We start from the raw sequence: 25,699 nt of genomic DNA on the forward strand, positions 1-25,699 counted from the left end.
CTTCACGACGCGCTCGTCGAGGATGCGTTAACCAACGCTCAGGCGGCTCTTGGCGAGCAACCTACTCCAGTACCTTGGTCAGCCTGGGTTCGGGTTCTTCGCAGAGTGGTCGGCCGTCGTACTAAGCGGCGCAGTGATGCCTAACCCTTCGCTGGAGCCGACTCGCACCGGCATGGCACTTGGCCCGCCTCCTGGAGTGGTTCATCATCCATCCGGCGGGCCAACCGCCATCCCGGCGCTCGCGCCTCAGCTCAAACGTTAGGCCGCATTTGAACCTCCGCGTCGTCTTCATCGCAGCGTTCTTGGCTCCCACCATTGCCGCGGCTGCCGAGAGTCAGTGCTACGGGAGCGTGAGCAACGGTCGGATAGAAGGTAGCGTCAAGCTTCCTGTGAGCGGCGCCAATTTCTCCGCGTACAGCGCGCTCGCCGCTACAGCCGGGCGAACGCACGTTCACTCCAAGGTCGCAGCCATCGTTGAGGCCAGCTACAAGGCTCTTGCGGCGGCTCATCCAGACACGCGATATGTCTATGGTGAAACAGGCTGGCCCTCAGGCGGCCGGTTTCGGCCTCACCGAACTCATCAGAACGGTCTCTCCATCGACTTCTTCGTCCCTGTGCGGGACGCGCGAGGCCAATCGGTTCCTTTGCCCACGAACCTCTCAGCCAAACTGGGCTACGACGTGGAGTTCACCCAGGAAGCCAAGTACGGCGAGTACACGATCGACTTCGACGCGTTGTCGGAACACCTCTACCAACTCGACGTCGCGGCTAGGGCGGCAGGCTCGGGCCTGACACTCGTGATCTTCGATACCCAGTACCTTCCCCGCCTGTTTGCCACCCAGCGAGGCGCGTATCTCAAGGAGCACCTGCCTTTCATGAAGGGCAAGCCGTGGGTTCGCCACGACGAGCACTACCACGTGGACTTCGCAGTCCCATGCAAGCCCAATGCGGCCTAACCCTTCGCTGGAGCCGACTCGCACCGGGATGGCACTTGGCCCGCTTCCCGGAGTGGTACATCATCCGTCCAGCGGGCCAAGCGCCATCCCGGCGCTCGCGCCTCAGCTCAAACGTTAGGCAGCACCACGGTGCGCTGATGGTGCTCGCCACCGTCGCTGGGCGGCAGTCGCCGCCAAAGACCAAATGCACTCCCTGGCCACCGCTGCGCAAGCTCGCCAAAGACTGAGTGGCCATGCTCAAGCGCCACGGTCGGCGCATCTGCCAAGCCTGCTCAGTTGGCAGCGCTTCGCGGCCACGAGTCTGTGTCTCTCGATGCGCTGGCTTCAGTCAGTTCATTGTGCCGCCGCCACTCGGAAGGCTCTGCTCTCGTTCACCGCCGGCGATGGCGGCGGTCTGAGCGGCGCTTGTTCCAGTTCCCCGCGCCGGCGCATCAGCGGCCAGAAGTGAAAGGCCATGCCTGTGTGCCTCGCTCTCTCGCATCGGCTTGGTTCGCCTCGAGCAGTGCTGCCTAACAGGTCACTCGAGTGGACTGCCACCGGCAAGGCACTTGGCCCGCGCGCCGGTTCAGGTCATCATCCGTCTCGCGGGCCAAGCGCCTTCCCGGCGTCAGCCCCTCAGCTCAAACGTTAGGCGTCATACGGTGCGCCGCACCTCGCAGACAACGATTCATTCAATCGCAACGTACTGTCAGTGTTCGCGATGGCCATCAACCCGCATGCTCAACTACTTCGCTCAAAGCGCGACCTCTTGCGCTCGACCCTCTGGGCGGCAGCCATTGCAGTGCCGCTATTGCTTTGGGGTTCTAGTGCAAGCATGGCGCTAGCGCACGTAGGCGGGCCACTGGTTCTCCTGTTCGCGCCTGTACTGCCGGTGCTGCTACTGTTTGGCTCGGGCGGAGTGTTCGCTGGTGCTCCTGAGCTGGTATTCAATGTGGCGGCATGCCTAGCCGAGTTCGTGGGCGTGTTCGCAGTCGTGCATGTCGTGCGTTCACTATTTGCCGGGCCGCCAAGAGAATGACGCCTAACCCTTCGCTGGAGCGGACCGCCACCGGCCTGGCACTTGGCCCGCGAGGCGCACAGGCTTAGCATCCGCCTCGCGGGCCAAGCGCCATTCCGGCGCCGGCCCGCTCAGCTCAAACGTTAGGGCGCACAGAACCACTCGAGAGGCTCGTCAAGCGATATGAAGCCCATCACGAACCTCGCCGTGGCCAAGGCCTTCGACACTTACCCGCCCGCCATGCGCCGCAAGTTGCTGGCGCTGCGCGAGTTGATTCTTCAGACCGCGGCGTCTACGCAAGGCGTTGGCGAAATCGACGAAGCGCTCAAGTGGGGCGAACCTGCCTACCTCACAGCCGAATCAGGTAGCGGGAGTACGGTTCGAATCGACTGGAAGGCGTCTAAGCCGAACCAGTACGCCATGTACTTCAACTGCCAAACCACTCTGGTCGAAACGTTCAAGACGCTGTTCCCCAACGAGTTCACCTACGAAGGCAATCGCGCAATCGTCTTCCAGGAGTCAGCGCCCATCCCCAAGGATGCTCTGGCCTTCTGCGTAGCTGCGGCGCTCACGTATCACCGTACCGGCAAAGCCAAGCGCGCCGGTAGCGCGTGAGCTGCAGGGCAAAGAATGCGCCCTAACCCTTCGCTGGAGCCGACTCGCACCGGCATAGCGCTTGGCCCGCGAGCCCGTGGTTCTTATCATCGGCCTCGCGGGCCAAGCGCCATCCCGGCGCTCGCGCCTCAGCTCAAACGTTAGGCCTCAGAGCACGAGCTTTGGCGCCACCAGCTCAGCCGAAGGATGCAAAGTGTCCCGCCAAATCGTGTTCACTCCAAAGGCGGCTAAGCCGCCACCGACCTACAGCCAGGCGGTAAAGGCCGCGGGCCTTGTCTTCGTGTCAGGCACGGCGCCAACTGATCCCGCCACTGGCGCAATCATCGGAACAACCATCCAAGAGCAGACCCGTCAGTGCCTGTCCAACATCCAGGCTATCCTCGAAGCGGCAGGCAGTTCGCTCGACAAGATCGTCAGCGTCACAGTCGTGCTGGCCGAGGAAGACGACTTCCCCGGTATGAATGAAGAGTGGCTCAGGTGGTTTCCTTCGGATCCGCCAGCGCGCCAAGGTGCCAAGCTTCCCGCTCGCATCCCGGGCCTGAAAGTGTCCGTTGCAGCCATCGCTGAGGCCTAACCCTTCGCTCGAGCGGACTCGCACCGGCATGGCACTTGGCCCGCGAGGCGCCCAGGCTTAGCATCCGCCTCGCGGGCCAAGCGCCATCCCGGCGCTCGCCCGCTCAGCTCAAACGTTAGGCCTCACAGCGTGATACCGCGGACTCCCTGGCAACTGGCATTCGCTGCATTCCTTGCGATGGCGAGCGCCACTGCCATCTCATCCGAGGCTGAGCCACCGGCAATCCTCAAGCTTCGTCAAGGCGGCGAGCTGTCGTGCGAGCCTGCGTTACCGCACTTCTGCGAGAACGTGCATGTACGGTGTGCGGGCAAAACGGCGGTAGCAACCTTTCCCTTCAAGCTACGCGCAGCGCTGGGAAGCAAGTCCGTCGCGCTCGTGGCCCAAGACGAAGAGGACCAACGCATCTATGTGGGCGCCAGTTCCGTATGGGCCGAAGACAGCAGCTACTTGCTGCTGTCGCCGCGCAGCGCCAACGGCTACGTCAAGCTTTTGTCGGACGGCAAGTACGTTTTCAGGCACTACATCCAAGGGCGTGGAGTCATGTCGCTCGGTCTGTGCAAGTGAGGCATCTCCTGCCCTACTCTGCAACTACGCAGGTCAGAGCCCGAATACGAGTGAGGCCTAACCCTTCGCTGGAGCGGACCTCCACCGGCCTGGCACTTGGCCCGCGAGGCGCCCAGCCTTAGCATCCGCCTCGCGGGCCAAGCGCCATTCCGGTGTCGGCCCGCTCAGCTCAAACGTTAGGCCGCATGATGAAACATCAGTTGACGCTGGTAGCGCTCAGCACTCTGGTATTTGCCGCTGCCTGGTGTTCAGAAGTCAAAGCGCAGACACCCGAATACGGGATAAAGGACGACCGTCCTGCCGCTGGCTCGGCCATTCGCCCATACGCGGTACGCGGTTCTGCGATTCCTATAGACAAGACCTACGGAGAGCTCACACCGGAAGAGAAGCAAGTCGTCAACACGTGGTATGAGCACATACCGCCTGGCGACGAACCGCCTTTCCCGCTTGAAGGTTTGCGCCCCATTTACGCTGCGCTCAGCAAAGCTCAGGCAAAACTGATGGCTCAAGGCGAGCTCTACATCTTCGCCACGGTTGATGCCAAGGGCCAGGTGACTTCGACGAAGATCATTGGCAATCCCAGCCCCGAGATGACCAAGTTCGCAGCGTCGCTCTTGTTGCTAACCAAGTTCAAGCCAGCTGTATGCGGTGGTGCTCCGTGCATCATGGACTTTCCGTTGCGGCATATGTTTATCGTGAACTGATGCGGCCTAACCCTTCGCTGGAGCCGACTCGCACCGGCATGGCACTTGGCCCGCGAGCCGCTCGTTCTTATCATTCGCCTCGCGGGCCAAGCGCCATCCCGGCGCTCGCGCCTCAGCTCAAACGTTAGGCCGCACAGGAAGTCCCATTGCGGATAGAGGACCAACCATGGATACACCTGAAGGACAAAGACGGCAAGCATTGGCCGCGGAAGCAATCAAGCAAGCACTCGGAACTTCCGCCGGCGCGGAGAGTGTTGCCTTGTTTGTGGAGCACCACGCGGACGAGGTTCCAAGTGACTACTGGATTCAGCAACTCGGAACAGGCAACCCTGAACCGAGGGAGGTGATTGGTCTGCTACGCCTGCGCGCGTCATGGGGGGAGAACGACCTCGAGTACTTTGACTTCACGCTCCCGGGCGAGGTCACACAGTACGTCCTCTCGGTGCACTTCGACAGCGCCGGAAAAATTGACGGAATCTCAATGGAAAGCTGACTTGAGATGCTTAGGTACGCGAAGATGCGGCCTAACCCTTCGCTCGAGCGGACCTCCACCGGCTTGGCACTTGGGCCGCGATGCTCTTCAGCTTATCCTCCGCCTCGCGGCCCAAGCGCCAACCCGGCGGGGTCCGCTCAGCTCAAACGTTAGGCCGCACAACGCGATGACACGACGACCCCCACCCCCAAGTCGATCACCAGCCGGTACCACCGGCTTCGAGAGGCTCTTGGGCACGATCTTGGGTGGGTTGTCTGGCGCTTTGCTGTATGCCGCAGTTCAGATGTTCGCACTCTCGCCAGTTCACGCACATGATCGTTGGAACCTTGCTGGCCCCGGAAAGTGGTATGTCCTGACCGGAGCCATACTGGGATTCCTTCTAGGTCTTTCATTTGCCAAGTGGCTATGGTCTGTTGCCGTCGATCAAGTGGAGGTCACGGCCGGTGATTGGGGCTTCTGGCTGATGCTCGTAGCAATCGTCGTAGTCGTTGTCATACTTCTTTTTAGATACTTCGGTGTTTCATAGTCGCCTCGCTACTGCGACATGCAGCGCTTCTGCCACGTTTATGGTGCGGCCTAACCCTTCGCTGGAGCGGACCGCCACCGGCCTGGCACTTGGCCCGCGAGGCGCTCAGGCTTAGCATGCGCCTCGCGGGCCAACCGCCATTCCGGCGTCGGCCCGCTCAGCTCAAACGTTAGCCATCACCAAGCACCATTGAGTCATGCTCGCGCAGTTCTTTAAGCGGTACCTCTACATCCAGCTTTCTGCGCAACGCGTCACTGTCCGTGACCCGAGCAAACACGAGGTGCTCTCCGAAGTACCGGAAATCGCAATTCAACGCCCCGCCACTGGCAAGGCAAAGGTACTCGCCGTTGGCTCAGCTGCACGCGGGACAGCCGGCGAAGTCGACACCCAAGTCTTCAATCCCTTCGCGCATCCGCGTTCGCTGGTGTCCGACTTCACGGTCGCTGAGCAGGTTCTCAAGGTGTTCGTCAAGCGAGCCCAGGGCGACTCAATCCTTCAGCCCAGCCCTGTCGTCATCATGCATCCCCTTGGCCAACACGAGGGTGGGCTCACGCAGGTTGAGCTTCGCGCCATTCGAGAACTTGCTCTCGGAGCTGGCGCCTCGGAGGTTCACATTTGGCAAGGGCCAGAGCTCACAGATGAACAAGTCCTATCTGGCGAGTACCCTGCCACCGGCAGTATGTTCATCGAGTAGTGATGGCTAACCCTTCGCTCGAGCCGACCCGCTCCGGCAAGGCCCACTGGCCGCCAAGAGCTCAGTACCATGTTGCTCTCGTCGGCCAGTGGGCCTTGCCTCCACGGCCGGCTCAGCTCAAACGTTAGGTCGCCCATGCCGTTTGTCGCGCGCGATAGCACCCCACTTCTTCGCTCCAAGTTTGGGCTGCCTGATCAGCTTGACTCCAAGCATCCCTATTACTACCGGATCTACGAGCATACCGACCAGCACGCATGGCTCACATCGCAGACCTACCAGCACGCATCCGAGACATTTACGGTAGAGGTCCTCATAGTCGATGGAACCATGTACCTCTTGGAGCGGACACTAGGCCCCAGACAAGTAGAGAACTCATGGCTCTATACGTTGAGTAGGCTACGTCTCTACGCAGAGTCGGGTGATCATCCGGGTTTGCGCAACAGACTCATGGCCTATCTGGGAGACATCATTGCGCTTGTGCCTGTGGGCGACGAGACAGTGAAGGTGTCCCCGAAGCTAGAGCTCGAGATTTGCGAGCCAACCGCGGTGGCACGTCGAACAATTGAAGTTCACCCAAGGGTAGTACGCGAAAACCGGCGCCGTAGCTGCTGCATCACGGCGACCTAACCCTTCGCTGGAGCGGACCGCCACCGGCCTGGCACTTGGCCCGCTTCCCGGAGTGGTACATCATCCGTCCAGCGGGCCAAGCGCCATCCCGGCGCCGGCCCGCTCAGCTCAAACGTTAGGCCGCACAGCATGCGTCTAGTCCTTTGTGCCCTGGCAATCACCTCGCTGCAGGTTTCGGCGCAGCCAGTGGAGCCTTGCAGCTTCGTGGTTGGTCACGGCTCGCTCCGAGGCGAGTCTGCCGCTTCTAGTTCTCCGCCGCAGCCAGAATGGTTCATCGTCTCAGGCAGAGCCGAAGTTCAAATCAAAGCCACTACGTTGCACGCAAAGTTCTTCGACTCTCGGGCGCCGACAGAGGTGTCACACGAGTTCTCCGCCAAGCTTTCTCGTGCGCCCAGCACAGCAGCGCGAAGCCAGGCTCGTGTCGCGGCGCAACTGCGCACGCTTGGCACCGACAGTGGGGACGACTCCCTTTCAGGATCGTTTGCCATCGAGCCCAGTCAATCTGGTCGTCAGCGCTACTTGCTACGCTCCTTGGTCGTACACAACGCCTTCTCGTATGTCGGCATCTCCTGCTACGCAAAGAGTGCGGCCTAACCCTTCGCTGGAGCGGACCGCCACCGGCCTGGCACTTGGGCCGCGAGGCGCTCAGGCTTAGCATTCGCCTCGCGGCCCAAGCGCCATCCCGGCGCCGGCCCGCTCAGCTCAAACGTTAGGCCTCACAGTTGGAACGGCGAGATCGTTCGTCGCCCTTTCTAGCAGCAACACATCTACCGGAGGACTTGCGTGCTACACGGAACATGTCATTGCGGTTCTGTCTCATGGGAGTTCAAAGGAATGCCCGAGTCAGCCACAGCCTGCAACTGCACGGTCTGTCGGCGCTATGGCGCCTTGTGGGCCTACGACTACGAGAACGAAGGCATCTCGTTCTCTGGCTCTACCAAGATCTATGTGCGAGGCAAAGCAATCGAGTTTCACTTCTGCCCGAGTTGCGGCTGCGTGGCGCTGTGGCGCGCGCAAGGATCAGATGAACAGGGTCGCCGTCGAATCGCAGTCAATCTTCGGCTCACGGAGCCCGAGCCGATTGCCAGTCTGCCCATCGATCACTTCGAAGGGTTGAACACATTCGACGACCTCCCACGCGACGGTCGGTGCATCAAAGACATGTGGTTCTAGAGCCAGCAGTGAGGCCTAACCCTTCGCTGGAGCGGACCTCCACCGGCCTGGCACTTGGCCCGCGAAGCGCTCGCTGTCATCATCCGCTTCGCGGGCCAAGCACCATCCCGGTTCCGGCCCGCTCAGCTCAAACGTTAGGGCTCACGATTGCGCAACCAGTACGGCCTGCCCCGCGACATTCCCGAGGGCGTCAAGCGTGAAGTTCGTCAACGCTGTGGGTACGGCTGCGTAGTCTGTGGCACCGCAATCGTTGAGTACGAGCACGTAAGCCCAGAGTTCGCCAAGGCTCGATCTCACGACGCGGCAGGCATTGCCCTGCTTTGTCCAACGTGCCACTCGAAGAAGACGCGCAACTTCCTTTCCGCCCGTCGCGTCCTTGAAGCGATGAAAGAGCCGGCAGCAAAGCGGTCAGGCTTTGCCTTCTCTGAGCTTGAGTCTTCCACGTCACATCCGTATGTGGTGTTTGCCGGAGTGACACTAAAGAACTGTGCCACCCCAGTGGAAATCAAGGGCCTTCCCGTACTGCGAATTGAGGACTCCGAAGCCAAGGGCACTCCATATCTCCTCTCAGCGAGCTTCTTCGATGAAAGGGGTGGTCCGAGCCTCTTCATCCGACAGAACGAGTGGCAGGTGTTTGCGGATTCTTGGGATGTGGAGGCTACAGGCGGTCGGGTCCTGGTTCGCACCGGGCCAGGCGAAATCGCCCTCTCGCTGAGTTTCTCCCCCGGTGAGGGAGTCATTGTGGAGCGCATTCGCATGTTCTGCGGCGGGTACTTTCTCGACGGCGGGCGCAATAGCCTCGACATCTTCACGTCCTCGGGCGGTCGGCTCTCGTTTACTGGTGGCGTGATGGACAACTGCAGAGTTGGCTTGTCACTTGCGTAGAGCAGTGAGCCCTAACCCTTCGCTGGAGCGGACTCGCACCGGCATGGCACTTGGCCCGCGAGGCGCTCACTGTCATCATTCGCCTCGCGGGCCAAGCACCACGCCGGCGCTCTCCGCTCAGCTCAAACGTTAGGCTGCACAGGCATCACCCGTGTCCACCCAGTTCCAGTTCACGACCGACACATCGACGCTCTGCGTATTCGATCTGGCGGCACTCCGGCACCGATTCGAAGAAGACGCCGATTGGTGGGTTCACCCACCGAGTGTCCAGCTGTCGGAACTCAATGCCTCCAATGCTGCATTCATCGACCTGGGCGCTGATGGCAGCTACTCGGGCACGCTCGAAGAAGAAGTCATTCCCAGCCCAAGCCTGGTCCTTGTTCTGTCTTGCCCGAGCGGGAGTGTCTTCGTAGGTGCAGCAGAGGAGACGACTGCTGAAGGAATGGAACCCGATTGCTCTCGCGGTGGGCTCTTGCTCAGTATCCAACCGGGCACGTACCAGTTGAGTCTCGCCAGGCAAGGTGCCCGCGCTCTGCGTATGAGCCTGTCACTCTCGCAGGCTCGGTCAGGCAACGGCTTCACCTCACCACTGCGTCTTGCTGAGAGTGCAGCCTAACCCTTCGCTGGAGCGGACCTCCACCGGCAAGGCGCTTGGCCCGCGAGCCGGTTAAGGTCATCATCCGTCTCGCGGGCCAAGCACCTTCCCGGCGTCGGCCCGCTCAGCTCAAACGTTAGGCGTCAGCTCCCACAATGAGTCCCCCAGCCAATCCTGAACCTCCCAAGTCACCCGAACTCCCCCTGCAGCCGTCGATCGAAACTAATACGCCACCGATCCGACGCCCGCCAGAGATTGGACTGGCCTTTTGGGCAATCATCTCTTCGGCCGCACTTGGTGCCTTCAGTTTCGTAGCAAGGGGACAGCGCGAGCCACTGTTCATCGTCTTTTGCGTCTTGGCTGTGCTGGTTGCATTTGCGTTCCTCATCCGATCCGGAAAGAACTGGGCGCGCATCACCTACTTGGTCTTCTTTCTCATCGGCCTCTCAAGCTTTCTCGTCGTTCGTGAGTTGATTGCTCTGAACGGCAAGTTCTTCTTCGTCATCTTCTGCGTTCAAACAGTGCTTCAAAGCTACGCAGCCTGGCTTGTCTTTCGTCCGCCAGCAAACCGCTGGTTCAGGCGCGGGCGGGCCAACTGACGCCTAACCCTTCGCTGGAGCCGACTCGCACCGGCATGGCACTTGGCCCGCGAGCCAGTCGTTCATATCATCCGTCTCGCGGGCCAAGTGCCATCCCGGCGCTCGCGCCTCAGCTCAAACGTTAGGCCGCTCACAAGCGCACCATTGCCTCACCACCGCGCCCAGGCGCAAACTCGAGGAGACGAGGAATGCTTCAGCTCAAGCCACTGGACTCAGCTGTACCGATCTTTCAGCAGCTCGGCACTGAGCAGTCACCGGTCATACTGGTCAACGTCTTCAACGTCGAAGCACAAGACATCCCTGCGTTGCTCGACGCTTGGGCTGCGGACGCAAACTGGATGAAGCAGCAAGCGGGCTACATCTCCACTCAGTTGCATCGTGGCATCGGAGGCAGCACAGTCTTCCTCAACTACGCCATCTGGGAGTCGGTTGCTCACTTTCGCGCTGCCTTTTCGCACCCGGACTTCAAGAGCGCTCTGGAGCACTACCCATCTTCCGCGGTTGCCTCCCCGCATCTCTTTGAGCGGCTCACAGTTCCCAACCTTTGCGTGGGTCCCTGAACGAGCGGCCTAACCCTTCGCTGGAGCGGACCGCCACCGGGCTGGCACTTGGGCCGCGAGGCTCTCAGGCTTAGCATTCGCCTCGCGGCCCAAGCGCCATCCCGGCGTCGGCCCGCTCAGCTCAAACGTTAGGCAGCACCACGGAATGCTGAAGGTGCTCGCCACCGTCGCTGGGCGGCGGTCGCCGCCAAAGAGCCAATGCACTCGCTAGCCACGTCTGCGCAGGTTCGCCGAAGACTGAGTGGCAATGCTCAAGCGCCACGGTCGGCGCATCTGCCAAGTCTGCTCAGTTCGCAGCGCTTCGCGGCCATGAGCCTCTGTCTCTCGATGCGCTGGCTTCAGTCAGTTCGTGGTGCCGCCGCCACTCGGAAGGCTCTGCTCTCGTTCACCGCCGGCGATGGCGGCGGACTGAGCGGCGCTTGCTCCACTTCCCCGCGCTGGCGCTTTGGCGGCCAGAAGTGCAAGGCAATGCCTGCGTGCCTCGCTCTCTCGCATCGGTTTGGTTCGCCTCGAGCAGTGCTGCCTAACCGGTCGCTCGAGTGGACTCGCGCCGGCATGGCACTTGGCCCGCGAAGCGCTCGCTGTCATCATCCGCTTCGCTGTCCAAGCGCCATTCCGGCTCCGGCCCCTCAGCTCAAACGTTAGGCCTCATACACGAAGCACCGCACCCATGCCACCGTCCTTGTCAATCCGGTATGCGGGCTTGGAAGACGTAGGCGCCCTTGCAGCCCTGGCCTCAAAGGCCTTCTCGGATACATACCGCGGGCTCGACGAGCCACACGAGATCGCCGACTACGTCGCTGAAAACTTCAACACCCAGACTGTGACGTCTGTGGTCAGCGACCCGAACGCAACAACTCTGCTCGCTGAGGTCGGCACCGAACTCGCAGGCTATGCGGTTCTCGCGCGAAGTGAGCCACCATCTTGCGTGTCGGAACCGTCGCCGATCGAACTGGCCCGCTTCTATCTGGCCGAGCAGTTCATCGGCCATGGTTACGGCGCACAACTCATGCTCGCCGTTCACACAGAAGCACGGCGCCAGGGCGCCCAGTCCCTTTGGCTGGGCGTGTACGACAGGAACGTCCGTGCAGTCAGTTTCTACGAGCGCCAAGGGTTCACCAAGCGTGGCGGAAAGGAGTTCCTGTTCGGCGGCCGCGTCTACATCGACCCAATCTATGCCTCTCCCGTGCGCAATGAGGCCTAACCCTTCGCTGGAGCCGACTCGCACCGGCATGGCACTTGGCCCGCTTCCCGGAGTGATCCATCATCCGTCCAGCGGGCCAAGCGCCATACCGGCGCTCGCGCCTCAGCTCAAACGTTAGGCGTCTCATGGGAACCACTACTCCCGTCAACTACGAACTCTGGCAGGAGCCAAGCGGGTTCTCGTTCTTCCCAACCCAGAATGACTCGGCGCGTCGCATGCTCGATGCAGATTCCGTACTCGTCTGGTCCTGCGCAGCAAACTCATGGGAAGAGGCGCTACGCCTGCGCGACAGCTACTTGAGCCAGCGAACGCACGATCAGAGGCACAACCATGAGTAGCCAAGTCGTCTTCATTGATGTCGATGACACGCTCATTCGCTCCGTCGGCTCCAAGCGCATCCCCATGCCCGGTGTAGTAGCCGCCGTTCGCGCGCTACGCGCACGAGGGGATTCGCTGTACCTTTGGAGTTCAGGTGGAGCCGAGTACGCCAAGTCTTCCGCCGCCGAGCTCGGCATCGAGGAATGCTTCATTGCATTCCTTCCTAAGCCCCACGTCTACATCGACGATCAGCCGGTCGCGGAGTGGCGCTATTGCCGGCATGTCCTTCCGGGCGGAGCAGGAGACGCCTAACCCTTCGCTGGAGCCGACTCGCACCGGCATGGCACTTGGCCCGCGAGCCAGTCATTCTTATCATCCGTCTCGCGGGCCAAGCGCCATCCCGGCGCTCGCGCCTCAGCTCAAACGTTAGGGCGCATAGCCACCCTGACTCTCCAATCACTGTAGACAAATGCGCGCAGATCTCCTTGTTCTTGTCGGGTATGCGGCCCTTCTGTTCCTCCTCGCGCCGTCCAGTGCCATCCAGTACACCATCGCCGCAGCGCTCTTGGGGGCGGCGGTCACCTGGGCAACACGCGCAGCTCACTTTCTCAGCGCCTTCTTGTGGTTCCGCACGCGCCTGCTTTCCGCGCTGGCTCTGCTTGCGCTAGTTGCCGTGTTCGCGTTTCTCCCGTTTGTCATCGCTCCTCTGCTCTTCGGCGTACAGCCCGCTCCAATTGCGGAGCTTCCATTCGTCTTGGTCACTACGCCTGTTGTCCTACTCTGGTTCTGGTTGTTTCTTGCTATCGGCGCCCGCTTCCAGGAGTCCCGCGACGCGAAGCTCATTGCGGCAGCACTTGCCGCACGGAAACGTGACACAGCCGAGTCCGGTGACAACTCAGCCGGACACTAGGTCAACCTAAGCCCGCGAATGCGCCCTAACCCTTCGCTGGAGCCGACTCGCACCGGCATGGCACTTGGCCCGCCTCCTGGAGTGGTACATCGTCCATCCGGCGGGCCAAGCGCCATCCCGGCGCTCGCGCCTCAGCTCAAACGTTAGGCGTCATGAACACCCCGGTGACTATCGCCTCCGCAGGAAACACACTCCCAGCAGCGCTCGCCTGCCTGCGTCAAATGGGTTACTCGGTCTCATTGGTTCCAGGTACTGAGCTTCTTCGCGCAGAGCGCGAGTTAGAGGCGTTCGTCGCCGAAGACCCGCTCCAACTACTCGGTCTCGTCAAGCTTCACGAGCTACGCGGCGAGTCCTGGCGCCCGACTGAATCGGAGGTCGAAGACTTTCTGAAACTGGAGCCAAAGTCCTCCGGCCAATCCGGTAGCTCGAACGCAATCAATGAATGAAGAGGTTCCGCCCAGCACGCGCCTGGTCAAGGCTTTTGCCTGGGTTCTAGCTATTCTCATAGGCGGCATAGGCTGGTTTGCCGTCTACTTGGGCGCAGAGCTATGGCACCTAGTTGTGGGCATCCCGCTTGTCTTCCTTGCCGCCTGGCTGGTACGAGTTGCGCAATGACGCCTAACCCTTCGCTGGAGCCGACTCGCACCGGCATGGCACTTGGCCCGCGAGCCCGTCGTTCATATCATCGGCCTCGCGGGCCAAGCACCATCCCGGCGCTCGCGCCTCAGCTCAAACGTTAGGCGTCATAGGTTCCCGAGTGCGCGATACACAGTTCGTTGAAAACCTTCGCTCCCGCTTCAACGCCGGTGAGAAACTGAAGTACGTCTTCTTCTGGGGACATCAATCGAACAAGAGCCAAGTAACCTCCGCATGCTTTAGCCAGTGGTACGGCTCCCCCTTCATTGTTGACGCTCATCGCTACCCAACCGCGGAGCACTTCATGATGGCGGAGAAGGCTTCGCTGTTCGGAGACCACGCAACAAGGGAGCTTGTTCTACAGGCGCCGAACCCGGGAGCAGCCAAGGCACTAGGCCGCCAAGTGCGCGGGTTCGTTGAAGAAGCCTGGCTGGAGCACAGGTTCGCGATCGTTGTTCGCGCGAATCGAGCCAAGTTTTCACAGAACCCCGACCTCGGCGCATTCCTCAAGCAAACTGGCTCCCGTGTCCTTGTTGAAGCAAGTCCCGTAGACCGAGTCTGGGGCATTGGGCTCGCGCAGGACGATGAGAAGGTGAACAACCCCAATCAGTGGCGCGGCCTCAATCTTCTAGGCTTTGCGCTCATGAATGTGCGCGATGACGCCTAACCCTTCGCTGGAGCGGACCGCCACCGGCCTGGCACTTGGCCCGCGAGGCGCCCAGGCTTAGCATCCACCTCGCGGGCCAAGCGCCATTCCGACGTCGGCCCGCTCAGCTCAAACGTTAGGCCGCATGATGAAACATCAGTTGACGCTGGTAGCGCTCAGCACTCTGGTATTTGCCGCTGCCTGGTTTTCAGAAGTCAAAGCGCAGACACCCGAGTACGGGATAAAGGACGACCGTCCTGCCGCTGGCTCGGCCATTCGCCCATACGCGGTACGCGGTTCTGCGATTCCTATAGACAAGACCTACGAAGAGCTCACACCGGAAGAGAAGCAAGTCGTCAACACGTGGTATGAGCACATACCGCCTGGTGACGAACCGCCTTTCCCGCTTGAAGGTTTGCGCCCCATTTACGCTGCGCTCAGCAAAGCTCAGGCAAAACTGATGGCTCAAGGCGAGCTCTACATCTTCGCCACGGTTGATGCCAAGGGCCAGGTGACTTCGACGAAGATCATTGGCAATCCCAGTCCCGAGATGACCAAGTTCGCAGCGTCGCTCTTGTTGCTAACCAAGTTCAAGCCAGCTGTATGCGGTGGTGCTCCGTGCATCATGGACTTTCCGTTGCGGCATATGTTTATCGTGAACTGATGCGGCCTAACCCTTCGCTGGAGCCGACTCGCACCGGCATGGCACTTGGCCCGCGAGGCGCTCGTTCTCATCATTCGCCTCGCGGGCCAAGTGCCATCCCGGCGCTCGCGCCTCAGCTCAAACGTTAGGCCTCAGTCGTTCCGGTGGCGCTAGCTAGCCACTTGCGCGAAGTCCAATTCCGCATGGCATCCAACTCGTCCCCTACTCTCGTCTCTGGTCAGTGCCCGAAGTGCGGCAACTCCACTGTGGCGCGCCTAACAGAATCGGGCTCCTTCAGTTCAGCATCGTCTTACCGCTGCAGCACCTGCGGCACTGAGTTACTGGCCCACATTGGCGCACGCTCTCTGTTGGCAACTGTCCTTCTTGGTCTCTTGGCAATGGCCGTCGCCTTCGCTGTCTTCATGTGGTCAGCGTCACTCTCAGGTGTTTCCGGTATGGCCCGCTTTGTCGCCTTGCTGGCGGTGCTGGGCACAGTCTTTGGTTTCTGTGCCTCGCGGCTTCGCAAAGCCACACATTTCAAGCTACGGCCATCCCAATGAGGCCTAACCCTTCGCTGGAGCGGACTCGCACCGGCATAGCACTTGGCCCGCGAGGCGCTCAGGCTTAGCATGCGCCTCGCGGGCCAAGCGCTATCCCGGCACTCGCCCGCTCAGCTCAAACGTTAGGCAGCACCACGGCGCGCTTTAGGTGCTCGCCACCGTCGCTGGCGCGGCAATCGCCGCCAAAGACCAAATGCGCTCGCTGGCCATGCCTGCGCAAGTTCGCCAGAGACGGAGTAGCAATGCTCAAGCGCCAAGCTCGGCGCATCTGCCAAACCCGCTCAGTCGGCAGCGCTTCGCGGCCACGAATCTCTGTCGCTCGTCGCACTGTGTCCAGTCAGTACGTGGTGCCGCCGCCGTCCGAAAGGCTCTGCTCTCGTTCACCGCCGGCTGAGGCGGCGGACTGAGCAGTGCTTGCTCCACCCCCCCGCGCTGGCGCGTCAGCGGCCAGAAGTACAAGGCAGTACCTGTGCGGCTCGCTCTCTCGCATCGGCTTGGTTCACCTCGAGCAGTGCTGCCTAACCGGTCACTCGAGTGGACTGCCACCGGCAAGGCACTTGGCCCGCGCGCCAGCCAGTGTCATCATCCGTCGCGCGGGCCAAGCGCCTTCCCGGCGTCAGCCCCTCAGCTCAAACGTTAGGCATCGCGTGAACCATCCGTTCTCAGGAGACGGCCCAGGCGTGCAAACGCCGGACGGATGTTCCGTCGAGCTCTATCGACAGCTGCCCTACATGGGAGAGCTTGACGAAGTCATTGAGCAATTCGCGGAAGGTACGTCAGTACTCGAACTGGGTTGTGGAACCGGTCGCCTATGCGCCCGTCTTGCCAGCGCGGGCTGCCGTATCACCGGAGTCGATGAGTCCGCAGACATGTTGGCCGTTCTTCCCAGCGGAGTTGAGGCTGTGCAGTCCTCGATCGAAGATCTTGAGCTGGGCAAAACCTTCGATACTGTGCTGCTGGCGAGCCACCTGATCAATCATCCGAGCGCGCACTTACGATGTGCCTTCGCTCGCTGCGCGCGGCGCCACCTGAAGGTCGGCGGGCTCTTCGTTCTCATGCGGCACAGTCCCGACTGGCTGATGTCAGTTCAAGTCGGGCCTGTCGGTCAAGTTCAGGGAGTTGCAATCCATGTGGAGGCGGTTTCGCGCGAGGCGAAGCTGGTTCACATGACGCTGCGCTATCAACTGTCGAGCCAAGTCTGGCGACAGTCCTTCTCCACAGTCTCGCTTTCTGAAACCGAAGTCGAGGAGTTGTTGGTCAGTGTCGGCTTCAGTGGGATTCGCTGGCAAGGCCGTCAAAGGCTATGGGCACTGGCCGTGGCGAGCGATGCCTAACCCTTCGCTGGAGCGGACCTCCACCGGCATGGCACTTGGCCCGCGAGGCTCCCAGGCTTAGCATCCGCCTCGCGGGCCAAGTGCCATCCCGGCGTCGGCCCGCTCAGCTCAAACGTTAGGCCTCTCAAGACGCGCAGGTGGCGCAACCTCTCCTTAAGCCGTTCACCAAATCCTATGCCTCTGGAACCGGAAGCACTGAACAAGGCGGCTCGCGCGGCTGTCGAGCGCGCGGTGGTTCAGTTCAAATCGAAAACGCCCATCACCGAAACCTGCCCGGACTGCGCACGCCCGATCAGCGTCACCTACGTTGAACCGCCCGCAGACAGTTTCGTGACCAAATGCGAATGCAGTAGGAGCAACCGCATCCTACGCGGCGTACTGGGGCCACCAGATTGGGTTCTTGCGCGCCGGGACTACTACGTGAGGAAGGCAGGTGGAGTCAGCGTGCTGGACGCCACGTTCTACGCGATGTACTTCAACGATCGCCATTCCGGGCAGTACTTCGGCTGCCCGATCGACCCTCGAGCGCTGTCGCCTGAAGCGGGCGACGAAGCTATCGCAGATGCAGTCCGGCGCGCAAACCGCCTCTGCCACGGTCAAAACGCCTACGTAGGTGCGGCGTTCTTCAAAGATCCAAGCGAGCGATTGACTTATGAAGAAGCAGTGCAGAAGCTAAAGCGTGACAACCCCGGGTTCTGTGAAGACGCTTACACCACCGTCATTCACGACAACATCCAAGGCATGCGTTAGACAGGTTCTCCGACTGTGGCCGCATAGTGGCGAGGCCTAACCCCTCGTTCAACCGGACCCGCTACGGCAAGCACCGTAAGCCCGGCCCGAGGCACATGGCGCATCATCTCAGTCCGGGCTTACGGTGCTCGCCTCCGTGGGCCGGTCAACTCGAACGTTAGGGCGCACATGGCCTATGTCGGCGTTCTCCTTCTCGCTGCAATCAACTGCGCGGTCTTCTTCTTCGCATCGCTTCTCGCAGCGTCTGGCAACGGTGGAAGCGACGGCCTTGTCACCTTCTGGCGATGGGGCTTCGCGTGGATTGGAGCCTTTACCGTCATAGCGATACTTCTTTGCATCAAGGGTAAGAAGGAACTTGCAGGCACCATAACCGCCTTAACGCTTCCCATTGGGTTCTTCGCAGTCAAGTACCTTGGCATCTAGTCGCGCAAGTCCTCTCGGCACCACGCCTTGGCAGTTGGCTCTCATACGAGCGCAGAGGTAGGTCCGGTCAATCGGTCATCTAAGCCAATCGGTGAGCCCGCGGTTGCCAAGTCCAATCGTGGCAAGCCCTGCCACTACCGGCAGTGCAAACGCCAAGGCACCGGCGGTCATGCGGGCCTATTCACCGTAGTAAGCCACCTGCCTCACCACGAGTGCGCCCTAACCCTTCGCTGGAGCGGACCGCCACCGGCCTGGCACTTGGCCCGCGAAGCGCACGCTGTCATGATCCGCTTCGCGGGCCAAGCGCCATCCCGGCGGCGGCCCGCTCAGCTCAAACGTTAGGCCGCTCCAGTGACAGACCTTTCCGCGCTTATCGGTTGGATCCCGTTGCTCTTTGGCGTCGCCATCAGCATTTGGCTCGGTCGTCGCATGCGCAGCCCCCGTTCAATGGGAAAGTTCGTCGCGGCCGGCTTCCTGGCTGTCGTTCTTGGTGTCTTGCTCACCTTCGCTACTGCTGCACTACACGGGTTCTGTATCGAGGCTCACCTTTGCAGGTCCCGTGGCGATGTGAACATGTCCTACTGGTTCCACTCCCTGTTTGCAGTGCCTGTGTTCTGGGCAGCCTTGGCAGCCTTCGAAGAAGATTCAACAGAACCGCTACTGGCGGCTGAGCGAGAGATTGCGGATGCTGTGGTTATGGCGCTCAATCAGTTCCGTGGCGGCGAAACCATAAGTGTTCGCTGTCCGGCTTGCGGTTCCCCAGTTTCCGTGGAGCAAACCACTCGCCAACCGTCGTCACGAACGGTTCGCCTCGCTTGTGTGTGTGGCAAGTGCACGGGGGCGTACGAGTTGCGCGACAGAGCGGCCTAACCCTTCGCTCGAGCGGGACCTCCACCGGCCTGGCACTTGGCCCGCGAAGCGCTCGCTGTCATCATCCGCTCCGCGGGCCAAGCACCATTCCGGTTCCGGCCCCTCAGCTCAAACGTTAGGCAGCACCACGGAACGCTGAAGGTGCTCGCCACCGTCGCTGGGCGGCAGTCGCCGCCAAAGACCCAATGCACTCGCTGGCCACGTCTGCGCAGCTTCGCCGAAGACTGAGTGGCAATGCTCAAGCGCCACGGTCAGCGCATCTGCCAAGTCTGCTCAGGTGGCAGCGCTTCGCGGCCACGAGCTTCTGTCTCTCGATGCACTGGCTTCAGTCAGTCCGTGGTGCCGCCGCCACGCGGAGAGCTCTGCCCTCGTTCACCGCTGGCGATGGCGGCGGTCTGAGCAGCGCCTGCTCCAGTTCCCCGCGCTGGCGCACCAGCGGCCAGAAGTGCAAAGCAATGCCTGTGTGCCTCGCTCTCTTGCATCGGTTTGGTTCGCCTCGAGCAGTGCTGCCTAACCGGTCGCTCGAGTGGACTCGCACCGGCATGGCACTTGGCCCGCGAGGCGCTCACTGTCATCATTCACCTCGCGGGCCAAGCGCCATCCCGGCGCTCGCCCCTCAGCTCAAACGTTAGGTCGCCCATGCCGTTTGTCGCGCGCGATAGCACCCCACTTCTTCGCTCCAAGTTTGGGCTGCCTGATCAGCTTGACTCCAAGCATCCCTATTACTACCGGATCTACGAGCATACCGACCAGCACGCATGGCTCACATCGCAGACCTACCAGCACGCATCCGAGACATTTACGGTAGAGGTCCTCATAGTCGATGGAACCATGTACCTCTTGGAGCGGACACTAGACCCCAGACAAGTAGAGAACTCATGGCTCTATACGTTGAGTAGGCTACGTCTCTACGCAGAGTCGGGTGATCATCCGGGTTTGCGCAACAGACTCATGGCCTATCTGGGAGACATCATTGCGCTTGTGCCTGTGGGCGACGAGACAGTGAAGGTGTCCCCGAAGCTAGAGCTCGAGATTTGCGAGCCAACCGCGGTGGCACGTCGAACAATTGAGAAGTTCACCCAAGGGTAGTACGCGAAAACCGGCGCCGTAGCTGCTGCATCACGGCGACCTAACCCTTCGCTGGAGCGGACCGCCACCGGCCTGGCACTTGGCCCGCTTCCCGGAGTGGTACATCATCCGTCCAGCGGGCCAAGCGCCATCCCGGCGCCGGCCCGCTCAGCTCAAACGTTAGGGATCACAGTGCACATTCGGCTTGTCATCGGACTACTGCTCACTGCGTTCGCCGGTCTTTCCTCCGGTCAGGAGGTTGAGCTTGCTTACGGTCTTCAAGCGAACACTTCTCGCGTCATGAAGACTGAATACGCCAGCCAGCAAACCATCTCAGTTGTCGAGGATCGAGGACTGGTAGCTAGCAGCCTCAGTCGTGGAGTAGTCTTCCCGGTGTCAGCGAACGTTACGCAGAGGCTGGTCATCAGGCAGACGGGAGGAGAACGCTCACCGGACGGCAGCTACCCGATCTCGTTGGAGTACCTCGACCAAGACAGCACAGTACGGGACGCTCTCGGAACAGAGCAACGCATGCCGAACGCAACGAGGCTTCGTGGGCTGGTGGTGGATGCCGTTGTCGAGCCGTCTGGCAACGTTCGGCAGGACTCTGTCCGACTTCGTGGAGGTAGCGCGGAAGACATGAGCCTTCTTAAGCCTGTACTCCTGGCCGTGTTCGACCAGCTAAAGGGACTGGCGCCCGTTCGCCTGCAGCAAGGTGTGCCGATTTCGCAGGAAACCCGGCTTTCGCTGCCAATCGCCAACCTAGCAAGCATCGACCTGGCCACCACGACTTTCTACACCCTGCGGCGCATCAGCGATGGGATCGCAGAGATCGACACAAAGATATCGATGAGCTTTGGCCAACCAAAGGGACCGCTGAAGATCGTATCTAACGGCTTCGGCTCTGGCTCAATGCGATACGCGGTAGACAACAAGCGCGTCGACCATTTTGAAACCCGTTCAGTCATGTCGTTCGACATCGAATCGACAGAAGGAACACTGAGAATCCAGTCCACTTCGCTGAACACAATGAGTATGAGTGACGGCCCTTCAGTTCGCTAGCGCAGGCGGTGATCCCTAACCCTTCGCTAGAGCGGACTCGCACCGGCATAGCACTTAGCCCGCGAGGCGCTCACTGTCATCATTCGCCTCGCGGGCCAAGCGCTATCCCGGCGCTCTCCGCTCAGCTCAAACGTTAGGCAGCACCACGGTGCGCTGATGGTGCTCGCCACCGTCGCTGGGCGGCAGTCGCCGCCAAAGACCAAATGCACTCCCTGGCCACGTCTGCGCAAGCTCGCCAAAGACTGAGTGGCAATGCTCAAGCGCCACGGTCGGCCCATCTGCCAAGCCTGCTCAGTTGGCAGCGCTTCGCGGCCACGAGTCTCTGTCTCTCGATGCGCTGGCTTCAGTCAGTTCGTGGTGCCGCCGTCACTCGGAAGGCTCTGCTCTCGTTCACCGCCGGCGCTGGCGGCGGTCTGAGCGGCGCTTGTTCCAGTTCCCCCCGCTGGCGCATCAGCGGCCAGAAGTGAAAGGAAATGCCTGTGTGCCTCGCTCTCTCGCATTGGCTTGGTTCGCCTCGAGCAGTGCTGCCTAACAGGTCACTCGAGTGGACTGCCACCGGCAAGGCACTTGGCCCGCGCGCCGGTTCAGGTCATCATCCGTCTCGCGGGCCAAGCGCCTTCCCGGCGTCAGCCCCTCAGCTCAAACGTTAGGCCGCATGACCACCTCTGTGCAGTCTGGCTACTCTGGGATACCTCTCGCGAAGAAGCTCGGCTACAAGCCTGGCATTCGCGCTGCAGCTGTCGGTGCGCCACAGGAGTACCAAACCTGGCTGCATCCACTCACGAAAGGAGTCACCTTCGAACGAGCGGCGAGTAGCACGACAGATCTCGCCCACGTGTTCGTCACTGAGCAAGCTTCGCTTTCCAAGCACCTTGTATCCCTGCGAAAGAGGCTCAAGCCAGAAGCCTCACTTTGGGTCTCTTGGCCGAAGAAGGCCTCCAAGGTGCCAACCGACATCACCGAAGACACCATTCGCAGGCTCGCCTTGCCTCTTGGCTTCGTTGATATCAAGGTCTGCGCTGTCAGTGAAGTCTGGTCGGGTCTCAAGCTGGTCGTGCGCAAGGAGCTTCGGCACGAGAATGCGGCCTAACCCTTCGCTCGAGCGGACCTCCACCGGCCTGGCACTTGGGCCGCGAGGCGCTCAGGCTTAGCATTCGCCTCGCGGCCCAAGCGCCAGGCCGGCGTCGGCCCGCTCAGCTCAAACGTTAGGGCGCATCCAGCCACCATGCTTCGCGTTGGTCTCGTTTCTGATACCCACGGCCTTCTGCGCCCAGAGGTAGCTGAGTTCCTGCACGGAAGCCACCACATCATCCACGCGGGCGACATCTGCGACCCGGAAATCTTGGAGAGGCTATCTGCAATAGCACCGGTCACCGCAGTGCGCGGCAACAACGATCGCGGTGCGTGGTCAGAGAAGCTGGCCGAGTCAGAGCTCATCCAACTCGAAGGTACCTTTCTCTACGTCGTCCACGATCTGGCGCAGATCGACATTGATCCTGCCGGCGCCGGTGTCCACGTCGTTGTTTCCGGCCATTCGCACAAGCCTCACGTCGAGCGTCGGGGAACGGTTCTTTACGTGAACCCTGGAAGCCCGGGTCCTCGCAGGTTCAAGCTTCCGATCGCCGCCGCCGAACTCTTGGTCGAAGACGGCAACGTCCGAGCAAGAGTCACGGAGTTCGCAATCCAGCCTGCGCCCTAACCCTTCGCTGGAGCCGACTCGCACCGGCATGGCACTTGGCCCGCTTCCCGGAGTGGGTCATCATCCGTCCAGCAGGCCAAGCGCCATCCCGGCGCTCGCGCCTCAGCTCAAACGTTAGGTCTCGCCAGAGTACGTTTCCAGAATGCCACCGTTTGATCGAATCGAACTGCAGACCGAGCGCCTCTTGCTTCGGCCACTCGAACCGGCCGACGCACCGGCTCTGCTGAGCGTGTTCTCGGACAAGCAGGTGATGCGCTACTGGGGGACGCCTTGGAGTTCCATTGAAGAGGCAGAGGCAACTATTGCCCGACATGCGATGTCGATGGCCGAGGGAGAGGACCTTCGACTCGGAGTCGAGCGCATTCAAGACGGCGCATTGCTAGGTACCTGCAGCTTGTTTGACCGCAACGAGGAGTGTCGTCGCGCCGTACTTGACTATGCTCTGGGTCTGTTTGCTTGGCGCCAAGGCTACATGAACGAGGCGTTGACTGCCCTCTTGAGCTATGGCTTCTCGCAAATGAAGCTGAACCGAGTGGAAGCGGGCATCGACCCGCGAAATGTCGCCTCCAGCCGGACGTTGGAACGTCTTGGCTTCCAGAAGGAGGGTCACCTTCGCGAACGTTGGATTGCCAACGGAGAATTCACCGACTTCGCGCTCTATGGTCTGCTGCGTCGCGAGTGGAACTCAATCAACTCGAGAGTCCTGCCCAGCGAGACCTAACCCTTCGCTGGAGCCGACTCGCACCGGCATGGCACTTGGCCCGCGAGCCCGTGGTTCCTATCATCGGCCTCGCGGGCCAAGCACCATCCCGGCGCTCGCGCCTCAGCTCAAACGTTACGGAAGTATGTACTTTGCAAACCCAGCGCAGTAGACTGGCGGGGTGACAGGCCGGAATGAAAATCGCCCGGATTGTCGAAACATAGTCCGGGCGGTTTGCTAGCGCGTCCGACGCACTTGCAGCATGTCGTACATGCCACTGCCATCGCTCGGCTTGTGTGGATTGCGCGGAATCGGCGTGATTGCGAAGTCTGACCCGCCTCCCTGAACCATCCATGACTGCACAGCCTGGTGGAACTGAGAAGGGCTCAGTTGCAGGTCTCGCGGATGCACGAACGTGGTATCGCCAACTGCTTTGGTGGCGAGAAATCGAGTCATTGCCAAGTCACTCATGGCTTCTCCTGAAAGAAAGCCCGCGCTAGGCGGGCCGATTGTGATGCGGTGCGATGGAGCTAGTCGCCTAGCAAGTCGAGCTGTGCGCCGACTGGCGCGCCAAACTTCTTGTAGTAGAGGCGCTTGAACTGGCTCACGTTGTCAGACACGTCGATCAGAGTCTCAACCGCGAGCACTTGCCGCTTTAGCTTCTCAATTCCGTAGCCCAGGGACAGGTGCTGGTGGAACCGGTCGCGACGTGTTCCCTTGTCGTTGATCTTAGGATTGATGCGGTCAAGTTCTTCCAGAACAGCACCGTTCTCTAGCGGCTCGTACACATAGGTGCGCGTGAAGTTCGCGAAGTGCTGCGGCCTGTTCTGAATCACCGCACCCTTCGCAGTCTTGGTCATCTTCTTGCTGTTGTAGAGGCGGTTCAACCCGTCGTAGAACGAGTCAGGGAACTGCTTGTCCCACTCGCGTTTCTCGGCGGCGATGTACTGCTGAACAAGCAAGCGCAGCGCGCTTGGGTCCCGGATCTGTTGGTAGCCGGTCGCCTCGTCAATCAGCGCAACCAGGCCGATCTTGGCAAAGGCGTCGTATAGGACCTTTGCCTGCACGGCGACGATGGACTGGCGCTCGGTTGCGAGGAGGTCCCTCTCCTTCGCCAACATCATGAGTTCGCAGAACTTGGTCAGGGCATCGCTCTTGTATCCGCTGATGACCCGACCCCGAAAAGTGCGGCGAATCGGCGTGAATAGGTCCTGTAGTTCCTCCTTTGAAATCAAGGAGTTAAAGAACTTCCGTGTCAAAAACCGCTGAAACCGGGTCCCTGGCCGCTGCACGCCAGGCTGGTCGTCCGGATCCTCTTCGACCACCTTAAGAATCTCTTGCATCTTGCGGCTGGCGATCAGCCGCACGCCAGACTTGGTGACGAAGCAAGGGACGGTGAAGTCCCCCAACGTCAGTACTCCCTCATGCTCGATGGGGTCCTGGTCGGACGCCTCGTCTGTCATCACGCGCGCCTTGCGCGCCATAGCGCCCTGTCTGGCGATTTCGCTGCGTTGCTCTTTCGTGAGCTTCGCAGCCCTGGCGTGCCCGCCCTTGGCCCGGCCGGTCGGTTCGTCCGTCTGTTCGCCCATGCAAGCTCCATTCGCCATCTAGGCAGTAAATGTGCTTGCATTGTGGCCTGCGCCAAACCACAATGCAAGCACTTCGGCGTATTCTGCTTGCAAAAGCAGAATGCCCGGCGAACCGGGCATTCATGGCACCTGTGGCGAAACTGGTAGACGCGGCGGCTTCTAAAGCCGATGCTGGCAGGCGTGCGGGTTCGAGTCCCGCCAGGTGCATCTTCAATACTATCAAGGACTTAGACGAGACACCAGCCAGCGGCATGCTTGCCAGATCGGCCCGCGACGGTTGCGTAAGAGCATCCTGCCCTCACTTGACTATGGAGCAGTTCAGAAGAGAGGCGTTGTAAATACGGTGCTTCTAGTGCGTTCATGAGCGTCTAGGGATAGTAGAGTCGTGCAAGGGGCAAGCATTGTATATACACTTGCTACCCATGATCGTCATCTCGCCCAAGATCAAGGAGAAGATCGCTAGCGCTGACCACGGATCCGTGACAGAACGCGAAGTGCGAGAGTGCTTCATGGCTTGGGATGGCGTCTATGTCGAGGATCCACGAGAGGAACACAAGACCCAGTCAGGTCTTCCGACCAGATGGTTCGTCGGCCAGTCTCACATCGGGCGGATGCTTAAGATCATTTATGTAGAGGACGCCGAAAACGTCTACTTGAAGAGTGCCTACTTGGCGACAGGTGAAATACAGAGCCTGTTCAAGGCACGCTTACCAACCTAGGAGAGA

General features: G+C 60.8%; 28 protein-coding genes. 26 read left to right on the forward strand and 2 right to left on the reverse strand.

Annotated elements, in window-relative coordinates; all coding sequences use genetic code 11:
* Window positions 1-179 precede the first annotated feature (179 nt).
* The 25 genes from HZ992_RS14965 (at window position 180) to HZ992_RS15085 (ending at window position 23,406) form a co-directional block, all read left to right on the forward strand.
* Window positions 180-956, forward strand: coding sequence for a penicillin-insensitive murein endopeptidase (locus HZ992_RS14965; protein ID WP_245213046.1), 777 nt, complete (start codon window positions 180-182; stop codon window positions 954-956).
* A gap of 1,180 nt (window positions 957-2,136) precedes the next feature.
* Window positions 2,137-2,568, forward strand: coding sequence for a DUF1801 domain-containing protein (locus HZ992_RS14970; RefSeq protein ID WP_209382636.1), 432 nt, complete (start codon window positions 2,137-2,139; stop codon window positions 2,566-2,568).
* 193 nt (window positions 2,569-2,761) lie between these two features.
* Window positions 2,762-3,142: a RidA family protein gene (locus HZ992_RS14975; RefSeq protein ID WP_209382637.1), complete on the forward strand. Its 381-nt coding sequence runs from the start codon at window positions 2,762-2,764 to the stop codon at window positions 3,140-3,142.
* A 177-nt stretch (window positions 3,143-3,319) separates the two neighbouring features.
* Window positions 3,320-3,706, forward strand: a complete 387-nt coding sequence (locus tag HZ992_RS14980) for a hypothetical protein (protein ID WP_209382638.1) — start codon at window positions 3,320-3,322, stop codon at window positions 3,704-3,706.
* Window positions 3,707-3,891: 185 nt separating this feature from the next.
* Entirely contained in the window at window positions 3,892-4,410 is a 519-nt protein-coding gene (locus HZ992_RS14985) for an energy transducer TonB (protein WP_209382639.1), read from the forward strand.
* A 166-nt stretch (window positions 4,411-4,576) separates the two neighbouring features.
* A complete protein-coding gene (locus HZ992_RS14990; RefSeq protein ID WP_209382640.1) occupies window positions 4,577-4,903 on the forward strand; it encodes a DUF2004 domain-containing protein in 327 nt (108 codons plus the stop codon).
* A gap of 722 nt (window positions 4,904-5,625) precedes the next feature.
* A complete protein-coding gene (locus tag HZ992_RS14995) occupies window positions 5,626-6,123 on the forward strand; it encodes a rod shape-determining protein (protein ID WP_209382641.1) in 498 nt (165 codons plus the stop codon).
* Between the two features lie 1,461 nt (window positions 6,124-7,584).
* Window positions 7,585-7,923, forward strand: coding sequence for a GFA family protein (locus HZ992_RS15000; protein ID WP_245213041.1), 339 nt, complete (start codon window positions 7,585-7,587; stop codon window positions 7,921-7,923).
* 147 nt (window positions 7,924-8,070) lie between these two features.
* Window positions 8,071-8,808, forward strand: a complete 738-nt coding sequence (locus tag HZ992_RS15005; protein ID WP_209382642.1) for an HNH endonuclease — start codon at window positions 8,071-8,073, stop codon at window positions 8,806-8,808.
* Between the two features lie 151 nt (window positions 8,809-8,959).
* Complete coding sequence (locus tag HZ992_RS15010; protein WP_209382607.1) at window positions 8,960-9,424, forward strand: DUF6386 family protein; 465 nt, start codon at window positions 8,960-8,962, stop codon at window positions 9,422-9,424.
* A gap of 134 nt (window positions 9,425-9,558) precedes the next feature.
* Complete coding sequence (locus HZ992_RS15015; RefSeq protein WP_209382643.1) at window positions 9,559-10,002, forward strand: hypothetical protein; 444 nt, start codon at window positions 9,559-9,561, stop codon at window positions 10,000-10,002.
* A 188-nt stretch (window positions 10,003-10,190) separates the two neighbouring features.
* Entirely contained in the window at window positions 10,191-10,562 is a 372-nt protein-coding gene (locus HZ992_RS15020) for an antibiotic biosynthesis monooxygenase family protein (protein ID WP_209382644.1), read from the forward strand.
* Window positions 10,563-11,265: 703 nt separating this feature from the next.
* A complete protein-coding gene (locus HZ992_RS15025; RefSeq protein ID WP_209382645.1) occupies window positions 11,266-11,766 on the forward strand; it encodes a GNAT family N-acetyltransferase in 501 nt (166 codons plus the stop codon).
* 330 nt (window positions 11,767-12,096) lie between these two features.
* Complete coding sequence (locus HZ992_RS15030; RefSeq protein WP_209382646.1) at window positions 12,097-12,396, forward strand: HAD family hydrolase; 300 nt, start codon at window positions 12,097-12,099, stop codon at window positions 12,394-12,396.
* Between the two features lie 157 nt (window positions 12,397-12,553).
* Window positions 12,554-12,994 carry a hypothetical protein gene (locus HZ992_RS15035; RefSeq protein WP_209382647.1) on the forward strand — a complete coding sequence of 147 codons (441 nt, stop codon included), beginning with the start codon at window positions 12,554-12,556 and terminating at the stop codon, window positions 12,992-12,994.
* 152 nt (window positions 12,995-13,146) lie between these two features.
* Window positions 13,147-13,440, forward strand: coding sequence for a hypothetical protein (locus tag HZ992_RS15040; protein WP_209382648.1), 294 nt, complete (start codon window positions 13,147-13,149; stop codon window positions 13,438-13,440).
* Between the two features lie 311 nt (window positions 13,441-13,751).
* The gene (locus HZ992_RS15045) at window positions 13,752-14,297 is read left to right on the forward strand and encodes a riboflavin biosynthesis intermediates N-glycosidase (RefSeq protein ID WP_209382649.1); all 546 of its coding nucleotides are present in this window, start codon (window positions 13,752-13,754) and stop codon (window positions 14,295-14,297) included.
* A gap of 124 nt (window positions 14,298-14,421) precedes the next feature.
* Complete coding sequence (locus tag HZ992_RS15050) at window positions 14,422-14,940, forward strand: energy transducer TonB (protein WP_209382650.1); 519 nt, start codon at window positions 14,422-14,424, stop codon at window positions 14,938-14,940.
* A gap of 1,219 nt (window positions 14,941-16,159) precedes the next feature.
* The gene (locus tag HZ992_RS15055) at window positions 16,160-16,813 is read left to right on the forward strand and encodes a class I SAM-dependent methyltransferase (RefSeq protein WP_209382651.1); all 654 of its coding nucleotides are present in this window, start codon (window positions 16,160-16,162) and stop codon (window positions 16,811-16,813) included.
* 174 nt (window positions 16,814-16,987) lie between these two features.
* Complete coding sequence (locus tag HZ992_RS15060) at window positions 16,988-17,563, forward strand: hypothetical protein (RefSeq protein ID WP_209382652.1); 576 nt, start codon at window positions 16,988-16,990, stop codon at window positions 17,561-17,563.
* A 168-nt stretch (window positions 17,564-17,731) separates the two neighbouring features.
* Window positions 17,732-17,986, forward strand: a complete 255-nt coding sequence (locus HZ992_RS15065) for a hypothetical protein (RefSeq protein ID WP_209382653.1) — start codon at window positions 17,732-17,734, stop codon at window positions 17,984-17,986.
* Window positions 17,987-20,224: 2,238 nt separating this feature from the next.
* The gene (locus HZ992_RS15070) at window positions 20,225-20,986 is read left to right on the forward strand and encodes a hypothetical protein (RefSeq protein WP_209382654.1); all 762 of its coding nucleotides are present in this window, start codon (window positions 20,225-20,227) and stop codon (window positions 20,984-20,986) included.
* 655 nt (window positions 20,987-21,641) lie between these two features.
* Window positions 21,642-22,076: a DUF3052 family protein gene (locus HZ992_RS15075; RefSeq protein WP_209382655.1), complete on the forward strand. Its 435-nt coding sequence runs from the start codon at window positions 21,642-21,644 to the stop codon at window positions 22,074-22,076.
* A gap of 135 nt (window positions 22,077-22,211) precedes the next feature.
* Complete coding sequence (locus tag HZ992_RS15080) at window positions 22,212-22,685, forward strand: metallophosphoesterase family protein (RefSeq protein ID WP_209382656.1); 474 nt, start codon at window positions 22,212-22,214, stop codon at window positions 22,683-22,685.
* A gap of 142 nt (window positions 22,686-22,827) precedes the next feature.
* Window positions 22,828-23,406, forward strand: a complete 579-nt coding sequence (locus HZ992_RS15085) for a GNAT family N-acetyltransferase (RefSeq protein ID WP_209382657.1) — start codon at window positions 22,828-22,830, stop codon at window positions 23,404-23,406.
* Window positions 23,407-23,622: 216 nt separating this feature from the next.
* Here the strand turns inward: HZ992_RS15085 and HZ992_RS15090 are convergent, their stop codons facing one another.
* Entirely contained in the window at window positions 23,623-23,856 is a 234-nt protein-coding gene (locus HZ992_RS15090) for a hypothetical protein (RefSeq protein WP_209382658.1), read from the reverse strand.
* 59 nt (window positions 23,857-23,915) lie between these two features.
* Complete coding sequence (locus HZ992_RS15095; protein ID WP_209382659.1) at window positions 23,916-24,974, reverse strand: P63C domain-containing protein; 1,059 nt, start codon at window positions 24,972-24,974, stop codon at window positions 23,916-23,918.
* 422 nt (window positions 24,975-25,396) lie between these two features.
* Between HZ992_RS15095 and HZ992_RS15100 the strand changes: the two genes are divergently transcribed.
* Complete coding sequence (locus HZ992_RS15100; RefSeq protein WP_209382660.1) at window positions 25,397-25,693, forward strand: ADP-ribosyl-(dinitrogen reductase) hydrolase; 297 nt, start codon at window positions 25,397-25,399, stop codon at window positions 25,691-25,693.
* Window positions 25,694-25,699: the final 6 nt, after the last annotated feature.

Source organism: Rhizobacter sp. AJA081-3, assembly GCF_017795745.1.
Lineage (GTDB): Bacteria > Pseudomonadota > Gammaproteobacteria > Burkholderiales > Burkholderiaceae_C > Piscinibacter.